Origin of the sequence: Saccharothrix sp. 6-C (assembly GCF_016695385.1) — a bacterium.
Taxonomy (GTDB): Bacteria; Actinomycetota; Actinomycetes; order Mycobacteriales; family Pseudonocardiaceae; genus Actinosynnema; species Actinosynnema texasense.
Window position 1 is genome coordinate 1,942,718 of sequence record NZ_CP064192.1, and the last position, 14,060, is coordinate 1,956,777.

Annotated in this window: 16 protein-coding genes; 10 read left to right on the plus strand and 6 right to left on the minus strand. The window is 74.2% G+C overall.

Annotation, left to right across the window (positions count from 1 at the left end):
• Positions 1–129: 129 nt before the first annotated feature.
• From IOD16_RS09005 to IOD16_RS09040, 8 genes are all read left to right on the plus strand, one after another.
• Positions 130–645 carry a D-glycero-alpha-D-manno-heptose-1,7-bisphosphate 7-phosphatase gene (locus tag IOD16_RS09005; RefSeq protein ID WP_201439658.1) on the plus strand — a complete coding sequence of 172 codons (516 nt, stop codon included), beginning with the start codon at positions 130–132 and terminating at the stop codon, positions 643–645.
• On the plus strand, positions 642–1,634 hold the full coding sequence (locus IOD16_RS09010; RefSeq protein ID WP_201439659.1) for a glycosyltransferase family 9 protein: 993 nt from the start codon (positions 642–644) through the stop codon (positions 1,632–1,634). The genes IOD16_RS09005 and IOD16_RS09010 overlap by 4 nt, the downstream gene beginning before the upstream one ends.
• Positions 1,631–2,509, plus strand: coding sequence for a glycosyltransferase (locus IOD16_RS09015; protein WP_201439660.1), 879 nt, complete (start codon positions 1,631–1,633; stop codon positions 2,507–2,509). The genes IOD16_RS09010 and IOD16_RS09015 overlap by 4 nt, the downstream gene beginning before the upstream one ends.
• Complete coding sequence (locus IOD16_RS09020; protein ID WP_201439661.1) at positions 2,506–3,711, plus strand: glycosyltransferase; 1,206 nt, start codon at positions 2,506–2,508, stop codon at positions 3,709–3,711. The genes IOD16_RS09015 and IOD16_RS09020 overlap by 4 nt, the downstream gene beginning before the upstream one ends.
• The gene (locus IOD16_RS09025; RefSeq protein WP_201439662.1) at positions 3,708–4,283 is read left to right on the plus strand and encodes a D-sedoheptulose-7-phosphate isomerase; all 576 of its coding nucleotides are present in this window, start codon (positions 3,708–3,710) and stop codon (positions 4,281–4,283) included. Before IOD16_RS09020 ends, IOD16_RS09025 begins: the two co-directional genes overlap by 4 nt.
• Complete coding sequence (gene rfaE2 / locus IOD16_RS09030; protein ID WP_201439663.1) at positions 4,280–5,566, plus strand: D-glycero-beta-D-manno-heptose 1-phosphate adenylyltransferase; 1,287 nt, start codon at positions 4,280–4,282, stop codon at positions 5,564–5,566. Before IOD16_RS09025 ends, rfaE2 begins: the two co-directional genes overlap by 4 nt.
• Positions 5,566–6,246 (plus strand): SDR family oxidoreductase, encoded by a 681-nt coding sequence (locus IOD16_RS09035; protein ID WP_201439664.1) that lies wholly within the window; start codon positions 5,566–5,568, stop codon positions 6,244–6,246. The genes rfaE2 and IOD16_RS09035 overlap by 1 nt, the downstream gene beginning before the upstream one ends.
• 276 nt (positions 6,247–6,522) lie before the next feature.
• Positions 6,523–7,041 carry a DUF6328 family protein gene (locus IOD16_RS09040; RefSeq protein ID WP_123747909.1) on the plus strand — a complete coding sequence of 173 codons (519 nt, stop codon included), beginning with the start codon at positions 6,523–6,525 and terminating at the stop codon, positions 7,039–7,041.
• Between the two features lie 9 nt (positions 7,042–7,050).
• Here IOD16_RS09040 and IOD16_RS09045 read toward each other — a convergent pair whose 3' ends face one another.
• From IOD16_RS09045 to IOD16_RS09055, 3 genes are all read right to left on the minus strand, one after another.
• Entirely contained in the window at positions 7,051–7,725 is a 675-nt protein-coding gene (locus tag IOD16_RS09045; protein ID WP_201439665.1) for a DUF6766 family protein, read from the minus strand.
• A gap of 82 nt (positions 7,726–7,807) precedes the next feature.
• Positions 7,808–8,176 carry a hypothetical protein gene (locus tag IOD16_RS09050; protein WP_201439666.1) on the minus strand — a complete coding sequence of 123 codons (369 nt, stop codon included), beginning with the start codon at positions 8,174–8,176 and terminating at the stop codon, positions 7,808–7,810.
• Between the two features lie 17 nt (positions 8,177–8,193).
• The gene (locus tag IOD16_RS09055) at positions 8,194–9,366 is read right to left on the minus strand and encodes a zinc-dependent alcohol dehydrogenase (protein ID WP_201439667.1); all 1,173 of its coding nucleotides are present in this window, start codon (positions 9,364–9,366) and stop codon (positions 8,194–8,196) included.
• Between the two features lie 117 nt (positions 9,367–9,483).
• Here IOD16_RS09055 and IOD16_RS09060 point away from each other — a divergent pair, with 117 nt between their 5' ends.
• Complete coding sequence (locus IOD16_RS09060; protein ID WP_201439668.1) at positions 9,484–10,305, plus strand: SDR family oxidoreductase; 822 nt, start codon at positions 9,484–9,486, stop codon at positions 10,303–10,305.
• Between the two features lie 110 nt (positions 10,306–10,415).
• Here the strand turns inward: IOD16_RS09060 and IOD16_RS09065 are convergent, their stop codons facing one another.
• Positions 10,416–10,811, minus strand: a complete 396-nt coding sequence (locus IOD16_RS09065) for a ChaB family protein (RefSeq protein ID WP_201439669.1) — start codon at positions 10,809–10,811, stop codon at positions 10,416–10,418.
• Between the two features lie 70 nt (positions 10,812–10,881).
• Between IOD16_RS09065 and IOD16_RS09070 the strand changes: the two genes are divergently transcribed.
• Positions 10,882–12,273 carry an aldehyde dehydrogenase family protein gene (locus tag IOD16_RS09070; RefSeq protein WP_442978114.1) on the plus strand — a complete coding sequence of 464 codons (1,392 nt, stop codon included), beginning with the start codon at positions 10,882–10,884 and terminating at the stop codon, positions 12,271–12,273.
• Here IOD16_RS09070 and IOD16_RS09075 read toward each other — a convergent pair.
• Together IOD16_RS09075 and IOD16_RS09080 are read right to left on the minus strand one after the other, a co-directional pair.
• Positions 12,231–12,833 carry a response regulator transcription factor gene (locus tag IOD16_RS09075; protein WP_201439671.1) on the minus strand — a complete coding sequence of 201 codons (603 nt, stop codon included), beginning with the start codon at positions 12,831–12,833 and terminating at the stop codon, positions 12,231–12,233. The two genes, IOD16_RS09070 and IOD16_RS09075, sit on opposite strands and share 43 nt — an antisense overlap.
• Positions 12,830–13,975, minus strand: coding sequence for a sensor histidine kinase (locus IOD16_RS09080; protein ID WP_236594845.1), 1,146 nt, complete (start codon positions 13,973–13,975; stop codon positions 12,830–12,832). The genes IOD16_RS09075 and IOD16_RS09080 overlap by 4 nt, the downstream gene beginning before the upstream one ends.
• Positions 13,976–14,060: the final 85 nt, after the last annotated feature.

The window sequence follows — 14,060 nt, forward strand, 5'->3', positions numbered from 1 at the left end:
GGAATCGAGTTCGACACCCGGTTACCCGTCCGAGCGGTTCCACACACATCCGTTCCACCACTGAGTGACGGTGAGTAGCGCCTCCGCCGATAAGCGTTTGCTTCCACTCGCACCGGCTAACTCTCCTCTGTGGACCAGTACCCCGACGCGGTTCTCTTCGACCGCGACGGCACGCTCATCAGCGACGTGCCCTACAACGGCGACCCGGAGCGGGTGCGCCCGATGCCCGGCGCGGGCGACGTCCTGCGGGCGCTGCGGGAGCGCGGAGTGCGCACGGGAGTCGTCAGCAACCAGTCCGGCATCGGCCGCGGCCTGCTCACCCGCGCCCAGGTGGACGCGGTGAACGCCAAGGTCGAGGACCTGCTCGGGCGGTTCGGCACGTGGCAGGTCTGCCCGCACCACCCGGACGACGGCTGCGAGTGCCGCAAACCCGCGCCCACGATGATCCTCCGCGCCTGCGCCGCCCTCGGCGCGCGCCCGGAGCGCACCTACTTCATCGGTGACATCGAGGCCGACGTCGAAGCCGCCCTCGCCGCCGGCGCGACCCCGATCCTCGTGCCCACGCCCGTCACCCTGCCCGACGAGGTCGACCGGGCGCCCCTCACCGCGCCCGACCTGCGATCCGCGCTGGCGATGGTCCTATGAGGACGCTGGTGGCCCGGCTCGACAACGACGGCGACGTCCTGCTCGCCGGCCCGGCCGTGCGCGCCGCCGCCCACGCGGGCGAAGTCGTGCTGCTGTGCGGGCACTCCGGCGCGCAGGCGGCCGAACTGCTGCCCGGCGTGCACCGCGTCGTGCGGTGGGACTGCCCGTGGATCACCTACCCGCCGCCGGACGTCCGCACCCCGGACATCGAGGGGATCGTCGCGCTGCTCAAGGGAATCCGCGCCGACGTCGCGCTGGTCCTCACCTCCTTCCACCAGAGCCCGCTGCCGCTCGCGCTGCTCCTCAAGCTCGCCGGCGTGCCGAAGGTCGTGGCCCGCTCCACCGACTACCCGGGCTCGCTCCTCGACGTCCGGCTGCGCGACGACCCCGAGCTGCCGGAAGCCGAACGGGCGCTGGAAGTCGCCCGCGCCGCCGGGTTCGACCTCCCGCCCGGCGACGACGGCCGGCTCGCCGTCACCACACCGCCGGAGCCGGCCGAGCTCGGCCCGTACGTCGTCCTGCACCCGGGAGCCTCCGTGCCCGCCCGCGCCTGGTCGCCCGACCGGTGCGCCGAGGCCGTCACCGCGCTCGCCGAGGCCGGGCACCGCGTCCTGGTCACCGGCGGCCCGAACGAGACCGCGCTGACCAGGCACGTGGCCGGCACGCGCGGCGTGGACCTCGGCGGCCGGACGACGTTCGCCGAACTGGCCGGGCTGCTGGCCCGCGCGGACGCCGTCGTGGTCGGCAACACCGGGCCCGCTCATCTCGCCGCCGCGGTCGGCACGCCGGTCGTGTCCTTGTTCTCACCCGTCGTGCCCGCCCACCGGTGGGCGCCGCACGGGCCGCACGTGCTGCTCGGCGACCAGGACGCACCGTGCCGCGACTCGCGCGCACGGGTCTGCCCGGTGCCCGGACACCCGTGCCTTGACCGGGTGACGGCCGACCGGGTCGTCACCGCCGTCGCCGACCTCGTGGGGGTGCGGACGTGAAGATCCTGCTGTGGCACGTGCACGGCTCGTGGACGAACGCGTTCGTCCGGGGCGGTCACGAGTACCTGATCCCCGGGCCGCCCCACGGCATCGGCCTGTCCGGGCGCGACTGGCCGGCCGCCCGCGAGGTGGACGTGTCCGAAGTGGACGCCGACCTCGCGGTGCTGCAACGGCCGGTCGAGGTCGGCCTGGTGCCCACCGGCGTCCCGGTCGTGTACCTGGAGCACAACACGCCCCGGTTCCCGAACCAGGTCCACCCGCTCAAGGACTGGCCGGGCACCATCGTCCACGTCACCCACTTCAACGACCTGATGTGGGACTGCGGCACCGCGCGCACGGTCGTCATCGAGCACGGCGTGGTCGACCCCGGCCTCCTCTACACCGGTGAGCTGCCCCGCGCCGCCGTCGTGGTCAACGACCCGGTGCGCCGGGGCCGGGCGGTCGGCACGGACCTGCTGCCCCGGTTCGCCGAGGCGGCGCCGCTGGACGTCTACGGCATGAAGACCCACAAGCTGGGCGCGATGGGTCGCGGTGACCACGACCTGGGGTCGCTGCACCGCGAACTGGCCCTGCGGCGGCTCTACCTGCACCCGGTGCGGTGGACGTCGCTGGGGCTGTCGCTGATCGAGGCGATGCACCTGGGGATGCCCGTGGTGGCGCTGGCGTGCACCGAGGCGGTGCGCGCGGTGCCGCCGGAGGCGGGCGTGGTGTCCACCGACGTGGACGAGCTGGTGCGGGCCGTGGTCGAGCTGGTCGCGGACCCCGCCCTGGCCAGGCAGAAGGGGAAGCAGGCCAGGGAGTTCGCCCTGGCCAGGTACGGACTCGACGCCTTCCTGCGGAGTTGGGACCGGTTGCTGACAGGAGTGAGCGGATGAGGATCGCGATGGTGTCCGAGCACGCCGGCCCGCTGGCCGCCCTGGGCGGTGTCGACGCGGGCGGGCAGAACGTGCACGTCGCCGCGCTGTCGGAGGCGCTGTCGGCACTGGGGCACGACGTGGTGGTGCACACCCGTCGCGACGACCCGGGCCTGCCAGAGCGCGTGCGCACCGAGCAGGGCTACGACGTCGTGCACGTGCCCGCCGGTCCCGCCCACCCGGTGCCGAAGGACGAGCTGCTGCCGCACATGGGGGACTTCGCCCGCTTCCTGGAGCAGCAGTGGCAGGAGGAACGACCGGACGTCGTGCACGCGCACTTCTGGATGTCCGGCCTGGCCTCGGTGCTCGCCGCGCGCAAGGTCGGCGTGCCCGTCGTGCAGACCTACCACGCCCTGGGCACGGTGAAGCGCCGCCACCAGGGCGCGGACGACACCAGCCCGCCCCAGCGGATCGGCATCGAGCGGATGATCGGGCGCGAGGCCGACCGGATCGCCGCGACGTGCGACGACGAGGTGGTCGAGCTGATGCGCATGGGCGTGCGGCGGTCCCGGATCTCCGTCGTGCCGTGCGGGGTGGACCCGACGCGCTTCCGGCCCGAGGGCCCCGCCCTCCGCCGCCGCCTCCCGCACCGCGTCGTCTCCGTCGGCAGGCTGGTGCCGCGCAAGGGTTTCCAAGACCTGATCACCGCGTTGCGGTCGCTGCCGGACACCGAGCTGGTCATCGCGGGCGGCCCGGTGGACGTGGAGTCCGACCCGGAGGCGCGGCGGCTGGCCGCGCACGCGGAACGCCTCGGCGTGCGGCACCGGCTGTGCCTGGCCGGCCAGGTGTCGCGGGACGCCATGCCCGCCTTGCTGCGCTCGGCCGACGCGGTGGCGTGCGTGCCCTGGTACGAGCCGTTCGGCATCGTGCCGCTGGAGGCCATGGCGTGCGGGGTGCCGGTGGTGGCGAGCGCCGTCGGCGGCCTGATCGACACCGTGGTGGACGGCGTGACCGGCGTGCTCGTGCCGCCGCGCGACCCGTCCGCGCTGGCCCGCGCGCTGCACTCGCTGCTCGCCGACCAGGCCCGGCGGGAGGCGTGCGGGCTCGCGGGCCTGGACCGGGTCGGCGTGCGCTACACGTGGAGCCGGATCGCCGAGGACACCGAACGCGTCTACGCGCGGGTCACGGCGGGTCGGCCGGTGGCCGTGGGAGGCGCGCGATGAGCGTCGAGACCCACCTGACCGGGCTGGCCCAGTCGCTGGCCGGGTTGCGCGCCCAGGCGCCGCGGCTGACCCGCTGGGGCGGTGTGCTGGCCCGCAGGCTCAGCGACGGCGGCCGGCTGCTGGCGGCGGGCAACGGCGGGTCGGCCGCCGAGGCGCAGCACCTGACCGCCGAGCTCGTCGGCCGGTTCCGCGACGACCGGCGGCCCTTCTCGGCGATCGCGCTGTGCGCGGAGTCGTCCAGCGTCACCGCGATCGGCAACGACTACGGCTACGACCAGGTGTTCGCCCGGCAGGTCACCGCCCACGCCCGGCCGCAGGACGTGGTCGTGCTGCTGTCGACCAGCGGGTGCAGCCCCAACCTGATCGAGGCGGCGAAAGCGGCCAGGCAGGCGGGCGCGCACGTGTGGGCGATGACCGGTCCCGCCCCGAACCCGCTGGCGGAGGCGGTGGACGAGGTGCTGGCACTGCCCGGGGACCCCGCGAACGTGCAGGAAGCCCAGCTGGTCGCGGTCCACGCCCTGTGCGCGGCGTTCGAGGCCGCCCTGCCCTCCTCGGCACGGAGGGTCTCGTGAAACTGGTCGTCGTCGGTGACTCGCTGCTCGACGTGGACGTCCTGGGCACCGCCGAACGCCTGTGCCCGGACGCCCCCGCGCCCGTCCTGGACGTCGAGGAAGAACGCGCCCGGCCCGGCGGCGCGGGACTGGCCGCCGCCCTGGCCGCCGCCGACGGCGTGGACGTCACGCTCGTCACCGCCGTCGCCGACGACGAGGACGGCAGGCGGCTGCGGGACGAGCTGGCCGGGGTGCGGTCCGTGCTGGGGCCCTCGCCGACGCCCACCCCGGTCAAGACCAGGCTGCGCTGCGGCGACCAGTCGATCGCCCGGCTCGACCGGGGCGGCGGTCCCGGCGCGCCCCACGCCACCGACGACATGCTCGACGCCGTCCTCGAAGCGGACTGCGTGCTCGTCTCCGACTACGGCCGCGGGCTGGTGCGCGACGAACGGCTCCGCGGCGTGCTCGCCCGGCGCCCGGTGGTCTGGGACCCGCACCCGCGCGGCCCCGCCCCGGTGCCCGGCGCCCGCCTGGTCACGCCGAACGCGGCCGAGGCCAAGGCGTTCAGCGGCCACGCCGACCCGATGGACGCCCTCGAAGCCCTGCGCGCGCAGTGGCGGGCGCGGGCCGTCGTGGTCACGCTCGGCGCCGACGGCGCGTTGCTGCACGGTGGCGGCACCCCTGTCGCCGTCCCCGCGCCGCGCGTGCCCGTGGTCGACCCGTGCGGCGCGGGCGACCGGTTCGCGGCGACGGTCGCGGTCCGCCTCATGCGCGGCGCCGCGATGGACGACGCGGTCGCCGACGCCGTGACGTCCGCCGCCGAGTTCCTGCGCGGCGGCGGCGCGTCCGGCTACCGGCCGGACGACCGGCTGTCGTCGGTGGACGTGGTCCGGGCCCGCGGCGGCACGATCGTCGCCACCGGCGGCTGCTTCGACCTGCTGCACGCCGGCCACGTCCGCACCCTGCGCGCCGCCCGGTCGCTCGGCGACTGCCTGGTGGTGTGCCTGAACTCCGACGCGTCCGTGCGCCGGCTCAAGGGCCCGGACCGGCCCGTGACGAAGGAGCAGGACCGCGTCGAGGTGCTGCGCGCGTTGGGCTGCGTGGACGACGTGGTGGTGTTCGAGGACGACACGCCGGAGCGCGTGCTGGCCGCCCTGCGCCCGGACGTGTGGGTCAAGGGCGGCGACTACACCGCCGAATCGCTGCCGGAAGCGGAGCTGGTGGAGGGCTGGGGCGGGCGGACCGTCGTCGTGCCCTACCACCGGGGCCGTTCGACCACCGAGATGCTGTCGAGGAGGGGCTGATGCTCGGTCAGGTGCTGGTGACCGGAGGCGCGTCCGGCTTGGGCGCGGCCGTGGTGCGCGCGGTGCACGAGATGGGCGGGCGACCGCTGGTGCTGGACAAGGCCGCCCCGTCGGCCCCGGAGGTGGCGGACTTCGAGTCCGTCGACCTGTCCGACACCAGGGCGGCGGAACGCGCGGTGAAGGCGATCGCCGAGCGCAACGGCGGCCTGCGGGCCGTCGTCACGGCGGCGGGCACGGACGCGTGCGGCCGGCTGGACGAGGTGTCCGGCGCGGACTGGGACCGGGTGGTGATGGTCAACCTGCTCGGCACCGCGGCGGTGGTGCGGACGGCGTTGCCCATGCTGGCCGGCGGTCGGGTGGTGACCATCGCGTCCACCCTCGGCATCAAGGCGGTCAGCGACGCCACCGCGTACTGCGCCTCGAAGTTCGGCGTGGTCGGTTTCACCAGGGCCCTGGCCGCCGAGACGGCCGGGCGGGTCGGCGTCACGCTGGTGATCCCCGGCGGCATGCGCACCCACTTCTTCGACTACCGGGCCGAGCAGTACCGGCCGCCGGACGACAGCAAGCTCAACCCGCCCGAGCGGGTCGCGGACGCGATCGTGTTCGCGTTGCGCCAGCCCGAGGGCTGCGAGGTCCGCGAACTCGTCGTCGCGCACGCCGAGGAGGGGTCGTGGCCGTAGCCTCCCGGCGGGTGACCGGGCGCGGCGTCGCGCTGCTGCTCGACGCCGCACCGCCGGTTCGACGAGCGCACGTGGCTGCCGGCGGGCACCACGTTCGTCGTGTTCACCCCGTGCTTCCACCGCGACCCCGACGGGGTGCCCCACGCGGACGCCCGCACGCCGCAGAACCGGCCCGCGCCGGACGACCCCGGTCCGCCGGCGGGCCCCGCTGCCCGTGACGCTGAATCACTTCGGGCCGCATTTCGTCACACGTAGTAATGATTGAACTGCCTGGTCATGGGGTACGTGGTGGCGGTGAGTCAGGCTGAGGAGTCACACCAACGGAGGTTGGCCCGCAACCTCAACGAGTTGTTGCAGGAGCTGCGCGTGGCGCAGGCCGGCGTCCAGATCCTGTTCGGCTTCCTGCTGTCGATCGCCTTCACCGAGCGGTACGCGTCGGCCGACGGCTACATCCGCGCCACCCACCTGATCACCATCCTGTTCGCCGCGTGCGCCGTCGCGCTGCTCACCGCGCCCGCGGCCTGGCACCGGCTGCTGTTCCGGCGGGGCAGGCGGGAAGACGTGATCGAGGTGGCGAACCGCTTCGCGATCATCGGCCTGGCGAACCTCGCGGTCGCCATGGTGGGCACGATCCTGCTGCTCGCCGAGGTCGTCATCGGCGGCTGGGTGGCCGTCGTGGTCGGCGCGTTCGCGGCCGTGCTGTTCGGCACGCTGTGGTTCGCGTGGCCGTGGCGCGAGCGGAGCCGGGACACCATCAGGAACGACGACGTGCCCGACGAGGACCGCGTCGAGTAGGCGGACCGGTCAGCCCGTCTCGTCCGTGCTGTGGTGCGGCGTGCCGACGGGCTTGGACTCCGGCGATCCCCGCTGTCGCAGGTAGACGCTCAGCACCACCATCGAGCCGATGGCCAGGAACTCCGACTGCCAGTTCTGCAGCGAGCGGTTCCAGAAGTCGGCCGACAACACGTAGTCCCACCACGACACCGGGTCCTGGAAGGTGTTGAGCTGGTCGTTGTTGTACGAGCTGCGCCCGGCGATGGACTGGGCCAGCCACGAGCCGACGAACAGGCCGAGCATCACCAGGCCGAGCGAGTTCGAGTACAGCGCCGTGCGCCAGCCGCCCGCCTTCGCCCACGGCGGCGACTGCTCCTTCGCGTGCGCGCCGACCAGCTGGTCCTCGTCGGACTCCGCGCCCATCCGGTCGGCGGGCTTCGACTCGGGCGACCCGCGCTGCATCAACCACACCGTGGCGAAGATGAACAGGAAGAACTGGAGGTACTCGGACTGCCAGTTCTCGGCGACGTCCACCGCGAAGTCCGACGAGGTGACGTACTGCCACAAGCCGATCGGGTCGCCGCCGTCGGTGAGCCGGTGGGCGTTCAGGTCGGCGTTGCCGGAGAACGCCTGGCCCACCAGCGCACCGAGGAACAGCAGGCCGAACACCAGCCCCAAGCCGTTGTCCCGCAGGAACCTCTTCACGCTCCCACCAGCCCGATGACGCTGAAGTACACCAGCAGTGCCAGCACGCCCACCAGGTAGACGTAGAACATCCCGCGCTGCGTCACGGCCCACCCACCTCGCAGTGGTAGGGCCGCTCGCCCCGCGACTCGCAGCCGGCGCCGGACACCCGCCACCCCGACGCCAGCTCCCGCAGGAACAGCACGCCGCCGGACGTGCGGACCTGCGCCGCGTCCCCCCAGACCTCGACCGTCCGCACCGCGCCGGCGGGCACGTCGAGCGACGGGCACTCCACGTCCTCGCGCGCCCGTTCGGTCAGCAGCCCGCAGGCGCGGTCGGTGTCACCCGCCGAGACCGCCGCCGTGAACTCCTCCGCCGTGCGCCGGACCAGGTCGTCCGATCCCGTGCCGCACCCGCCTGCGACCAGTGCCACCGGCAACGCCACGGCGGGCAACCACCGAAAGCGGATCATGGCTGGACGATAGACCTTCAGGGGCGCAGCAGCACCTTGACGGCGCTGTCCTGCTTGCGCTGGAAGATCTCGTAGGCGTGCGGTGCCTGGTCGAGCGGCAGGTGGTGGGTGGCGAAGGAGTCGACGCCGAGCGGGTCGTCGTCGGTGAGCAGCGGCAGGATCTCCGGCACCCAGCGCCACACGTTGGCCTGGCCCATGCGCAGCTGCACCTGCTTGTCGAACAGGGTCAGCATCGGCATCGGGTCCGCCATCCCGCCGTACACACCGGACACCGAGATGGTGCCGCCGCGCCGCACGATGTCGATGGCCAGCCGCAGCGCGTGCAGCCGGTCCACGCCCGCCGTCCGCATGAACGGGGCCGCGATCGCGTCCGGCAGCAGGCCGACGGCCTGGTGGGCGAGCTTCGCGACCGGGGCGCCGTGCGCCTCCATGCCCACGGCGTCGATCACGGCCTCCGGGCCGCGCCCGCCGGTGAGCTCCCGGATGTGGTCGACCAGGTGGCTGTCGCGCACGTTCAGCACGGTCACGCCGTGCCCGCGCGCCCGCGCCATGCGCTCCGGCACGAGGTCGACGCCGATGACCGTCTCGACGCCGCGGTGCTGCGCGATCCGGGTCGCCATGTCGCCGATCGGGCCGAGCCCGAGCACGACCAGGCTGTCCCGCGTGCCCGCGTACTCCACCGCCTGCCACGCGGTGGGCAGCACGTCGGACAGGTAGACGAACCGGTCGTCCGGCGGGCCGTCCGGCACCTTGATCGGCAGCGTGTTGCCGAACGGCACCCGCAGGTACTCGGCCTGCCCGCCGGGCACCTGCCCGTACAGCTTGGTGTAGCCGAACAGCGCCGCGCCCGACCCCTGCTCGCGCACCTGGGTCGTCTCGCACTGCGACTGCAGGCCGCGGTCGCACATGAAGCACGAGCCGCAGGAGATGTTGAACGGCACCACGACCCGGTCGCCCGGGGCGACCGCGGTGACCTCCGCGCCGACCTCCTCGACCACGCCCATCGGCTCGTGCCCGAGGATGTCGCCCTCGTCGATGAACGGGCCCATCACCTCGTACAGGTGCAGGTCGGAACCGCACAGGCCGGTGGACGTGATGCGGACGATGACGTCGGTCGGCTCCTTCAGGATCGGATCCGGCACGGTGTCCACGCGCACGTCCCGCTTGCCGTGCCAGGTGACGGCCTTCATCGGTGCTCCTCCCGCTTGCCGCCGAGCTCGGACTGCCGGGTCGCCCGGCGAGGTCGACTGCCCGGAGCGTTCCCGGCACGGCGTGTGGCAAACCCGGCCGGGGGTACCCCGCGGCCCATGAGCGCACCACTTCCCCAGGAGCGGGCGGGCGCGCCGCTGCGCGCGGTCGTGACCGGGTCCGACTCCGGCATCGGCAGGGCCGTCGCGGTGGCGTTGGCGGGTGGCGGCGTGGACGTCGGCATCACGTTCCACACCGACGCCGACGGCGCGGAGGCCACCGCTCGCGAGGTCCGGGAGCAGGGCGTCCGAGCGGCCGTGCGGCAGCTCGACCTGACCGACCTGCCCGCCGCCGCGACCGCGGTCGACGACCTCGCCGCCGAGCTGGGCGGCCTCGACGTGCTGGTCAACTGCGCCGGCACGGGCACCGCGCAGAAGGCCCTGGACATGGACTTCGACACCTGGCGGGGCGTGCTGTCGGTGGACCTCGACGGCGCGTTCCTGTGCTCGCAGCGCGCCGCGAAGCACATGGTCGAAGCTGGTCGGGGCGGTCGGATCATCAACATCACGTCGGTCCACGAGCACCAGCCGAGGGTGGGCGCGGCGCCGTACTGCGCGGCCAAGGCGGGGCTCGGCGCGTTGACGAAGGTGCTGGCGCTGGAGCTGGCCGAGCACGCGATCACGGTGAACTCGGTCGCGCCCGGCGAGATCTCCACGCCTATGACGGGCCAGCAGGACGTGGACCCGCGCACCCAGCCTCGACCGGGCGTGCCGCTGGGACGTCCGGGTCACGCGAGCGAGGTGGCCGCCGTCGTCGCCTTCCTGGCCACGCCGGCGGCGGGTTACGTGACCGGCGCGTCGTTCGTCGTGGACGGCGGGATGACGCTCATGGGCCCGCAGGCGAGCCAGCTCCTGCCCGACCGCTCGTGGCTCGACCTCTGAGGACCTCTGAGGCCGCCAGGAGCCGACCAGCGCCGCCGCGGTGGCGGCCACCGCCACCGGGCCCGCCGGGGCGCAGCGGGTTGCCGGGGCGGTGATCCCGTCTGCCGGAGCTACGACCGGGCCTTGGCGGTCTTGCGGTTGTTCGCCTTGCCGATCGCCTCCACGAGCTGCTGCTTGGTCATGCTCGACCGGCCGGGCACGTCCAGCCGCTTGGCCAGGTCGTAGAGGTGCTGCTTGCCGGCGTTGGCGTCCACGCCGCCCGCCGTCCGGCCCGGCTTCGGCGTGCTGCGCGCGGCCTGCGCGTCGGACGGCCCCTTCTGCGCCTTGGGCTCCCAGTGGTCGCCCACCTTCTCGAACGAGTGCTTCAACGCGGCGAACGCGGTCCGGTGCGAGCGCCGGCCTTCGCCGTAGGTCCGCACGGCCGAGTCGTGCGCCTTGATCCAGGTCCGCTGCGCCTTCTTGGGCGAGCGGGCGACGGTGCTCGGCAACTCCTCACGTCCGGGCATGGCTGTCCTCCTCGTGGCTCCGCCTCGGGTTTCACCTCGGGCACGGGGGTACCCGGAGCCCATGACGGACATGCGTGTCGACGCACTCGACGTCCACAGCCCGGTCGACGGTCAGCTGATCGGCTGGCTGCCCACCGCCACGGACGAGGACGTGGCCGGCTCGGTGCTCACCGCGCGTGAGGCGCAACCCGGTTGGGCGGCGACGCCCGCCGCCGAACGGGGAACCGCGCTGAAAGCCGCCGCCCGGGCGATCCGCGAGCACGCGGCCGAACTGGCGGACGTCCTGCACGCCGAGACCGGCCGCCCGGCCGCGTCCGCACTGGACGGTGTGCTGGCCGGTGTGTCCACGTTGGAGCAGTACGCCGAGCTGGGCCCGGTCCACCGCGGCCGGTCGCTCCAAGGCTCGCCCGACGCGGCGGACTTCATGGTCCCCGGGCCGCGCGGGGTGGTCGTCGCGCTGACGCCGTGGAACGACCCGGTCGCCGTCTCCTGCGGCCTGGTCGGCGCGGCCCTGGTCACCGGCAACGCCGTGGTGCACAAGCCGAGTGAGCGCTGCCCCCACACGGGGGTGCTGCTCGCGCAGCTCATGGTCGACCACTTCCCGCCGGGCGTGCTCCAGAGCCTCACCGGCGACGCCTCGGTGGGCGCGGCGCTGGCCGCCTCACCGCACGTGGACGTCGTCGCGCACGTCGGCGGCACGGCGACCGGCCGCTCGATCGCCGCCGCGTGCGCCCGGACCGGCGCGAAGGCGCTGCTGGAGAACGGCGGCAACGACCCGCTGCTGGTCGACGCCGACGTGGACCCGGTGTGGGCGGCCGAGCAGGCGGCGATCGGCGCGTTCACCAACGCGGGCCAGCTGTGCACGTCCGTGGAGCGGATCTTCGTGCACCAGGCCGTGGCCGAGGAGTTCCTGGCCGCGCTGTGCGAGCAGGCCCGCCGCTGGAACGCCGACCCGCAGCCCCTGGTGGACCTCCGGATGCGGGAGCACGTGCACGCGCACGTCGCCGAGGCCGTGGCGGACGGCGCGCACCCGCTGGTGGGCGGCGAGGTGCCGGACCGCGAAGGCGCGTACTACCCGGCCACCGTGCTCGACCGCTGCACGCCGGACATGCGCGTGATGCGGGAGGAGACCTTCGGGCCGGTCGCGCCCGTGCGCGTGGTGGCCTCGTTCGAGGACGGCCTGGCCGAGGCGTGCGTGGACGAGCACGGCCTGGCCGCGACCGTGCTCACGGGGTCGATGGCGAACGCCCAGCACGCGTGGCGCGCGTTGCCCGTCGGCACGGTGAAGGTCAACGCGGTGTTCGGCGGGGCGCCCGGCGGCGCCGCCCAGCCGCGCCGGTTGTCCGGCACCGGGTTCGGCTACGGGCCCGAGCTGCTGGACGAGCTGACGACGGTCAAGGTCGTGCACCTGGGCCAGGCTCAGATCCACCCCTCGTCCCAGGCCAGCCGGGCGGCCTCGTAGCGGGTGGTGACGCCGAGCTTCGTCATCGCCGACGACAGGTAGTTGCGCACCGTGCCCGCGGCCAGGTGCGCTTCGGCGGCGATCGAGGCCACCGTGCCGCCTTGGAGCGCGTACCGCAGCACGTCCAGCTCCCGGGCGGTCAGCGGGCACGCGCCCTCGGTCAACGCGGCGGCGGCGATCTCGGAGTCCACGTAACGCCGGCCCGCGTGCACGTCCCGCAGGATCGAGGCGAGTTGCGCGGCCGGCGTCGTCTTGGGCACGAACCCGCGCACCCCCGCGCTCAACGCCCGCCGCAGCACACCCGGCCGCGCGTGCCGGGTCACGATCACCACCGCCACCCCGTCGAGCCCGCGCACCGCCTCGGCCGCCAGCACGCCGTCGCGCCGGGGCATCTCCAGGTCGAACACCGCGATGTCGGGCCGGTGGGCCCGCACCGCCGCGACCGCCGCGTCACCGTCGCTGGCCTGCGCGACCACCTCGATGTCGTCCTCCAGCTCCAGCAACGCCGCCAGCGCGCCCCGGATCAGGCCCTCGTCGTCGGCCAGCACCACGCGGATCACCGGCCCACCCCGGCCTTCCCGACCAGCTCGAACCCCTCCGGCCCGGCCGGGCCGCCCTCGACCCGCCCGCCCACCGCGGCGAACCGCTCGCGCAGCCCGGCCAGCCCCGCGCCGTCCTCGCCCACGTCGTCGGCGCCCGCGAAGTCGGCTGGTACCCCGTCGTTGCGCAGCCGCACGCACACCTGGCCGTCGACCACCTCGATCAGCACGGCGCAGCGCCGCGCCCGGCTGTGCCGCAGCACGTTCGTCGTGCCCTCCCTCACCAGCGCCCCGAACAGGGGCTGCAACGGCGGCGGCACGCCCGCCGCGTCACCCTCGACCGTCGTCTCGATGCCCGCCGCCCGCAGCACGCCCACCGCGTTGGAGATCTCGGTGCCCAGGCTCGCCCGCCGGTAGCCCTGCACCACCTCGCGGGTCTCCTTCAACGCGGTGCGCGCCAGCTCGGCCACCTCGCCCGCGTGCTGCCTGGCCAGCTCGTCGTCCCGGCCGATCAGCCGCTGCGCCAGCTCGCCCTTCAACGCGATCGCCTGGAGGTGGTGCCCCTGGATGTCGTGCAGGTCGGCGGCGAAGCGCAACCGCTCCTCGGCCACGGCCAGCGCCTCGGCGGTCCTGCGGGCCTGGTCCTGCCTCAGCGCCATGTCCCAGATCCACAGCTGGGCCAGGTCGGCGAACACCAGCGCGATGACCATGAACCCGGCCAGGAGCATCGCCACGGGGGCCTCGTCGCCGCCGAACAGCCCGCCGACCGCGACGGAGAGCACCGCCATCAGGGCCACCGCCGGCCAGCGGCTGCGCGAGGGCAGGATCGCGCCGACGTGCGCGACCACCAGGGCGGGCAGGGTGGCCCAGACGGGCAGGAACCCGTCCGCGCCGCTCGTCACCGCCCACGCCGCCAACGCCACCGCGAACGTCGCCGCGTGCTCCCACGCCGGGCCGTCGCCACGTCCGAGCCCGAGCATGGCCCGCTGCATGTACCGGGCGTGCTGGGCGATCACCACGGCCACGGCCACCGCCAGCAGCGCCGACTTCAGCACGCCGTAGTCCTGGGCGAACAGGTCGAGCACCGTGCCGAGGCCGACCACCACGCCGCCGGCCACCACGGTCCACCACGTGTAGCGGCGGAGCCTGTTCAGGGGAGTCACACCGACGAATCTACGAGCCGGGTCGCACGCCTGTCTGCTGACATCTGTCACAGGGACCGGTGCGCGACGGCACTGGGTGCCGCGC

Excerpts from the sequence above, each read along its gene's own strand:
- IOD16_RS09010 (WP_201439659.1), top strand. The coding sequence starts at position 642 with ATGAGGACGCTGGTGGCCCGGCTCGACAACGACGGCGACGTCCTGCTC.
- IOD16_RS09020 (WP_201439661.1), top strand. The coding sequence starts at position 2,506 with ATGAGGATCGCGATGGTGTCCGAGCACGCCGGCCCGCTGGCCGCCCTG.
- IOD16_RS09025 (WP_201439662.1), top strand. The coding sequence starts at position 3,708 with ATGAGCGTCGAGACCCACCTGACCGGGCTGGCCCAGTCGCTGGCCGGG.
- IOD16_RS09035 (WP_201439664.1), top strand. The coding sequence starts at position 5,566 with ATGCTCGGTCAGGTGCTGGTGACCGGAGGCGCGTCCGGCTTGGGCGCG.
- IOD16_RS09040 (WP_123747909.1), top strand. The coding sequence starts at position 6,523 with ATGGGGTACGTGGTGGCGGTGAGTCAGGCTGAGGAGTCACACCAACGG.
- IOD16_RS09050 (WP_201439666.1), bottom strand. The coding sequence starts at position 8,176 with ATGATCCGCTTTCGGTGGTTGCCCGCCGTGGCGTTGCCGGTGGCACTG.
- IOD16_RS09055 (WP_201439667.1), bottom strand. The coding sequence starts at position 9,366 with ATGAAGGCCGTCACCTGGCACGGCAAGCGGGACGTGCGCGTGGACACC.
- IOD16_RS09060 (WP_201439668.1), top strand. The coding sequence starts at position 9,484 with ATGAGCGCACCACTTCCCCAGGAGCGGGCGGGCGCGCCGCTGCGCGCG.
- IOD16_RS09065 (WP_201439669.1), bottom strand. The coding sequence starts at position 10,811 with ATGCCCGGACGTGAGGAGTTGCCGAGCACCGTCGCCCGCTCGCCCAAG.
- IOD16_RS09070 (WP_442978114.1), top strand. The coding sequence starts at position 10,882 with ATGCGTGTCGACGCACTCGACGTCCACAGCCCGGTCGACGGTCAGCTG.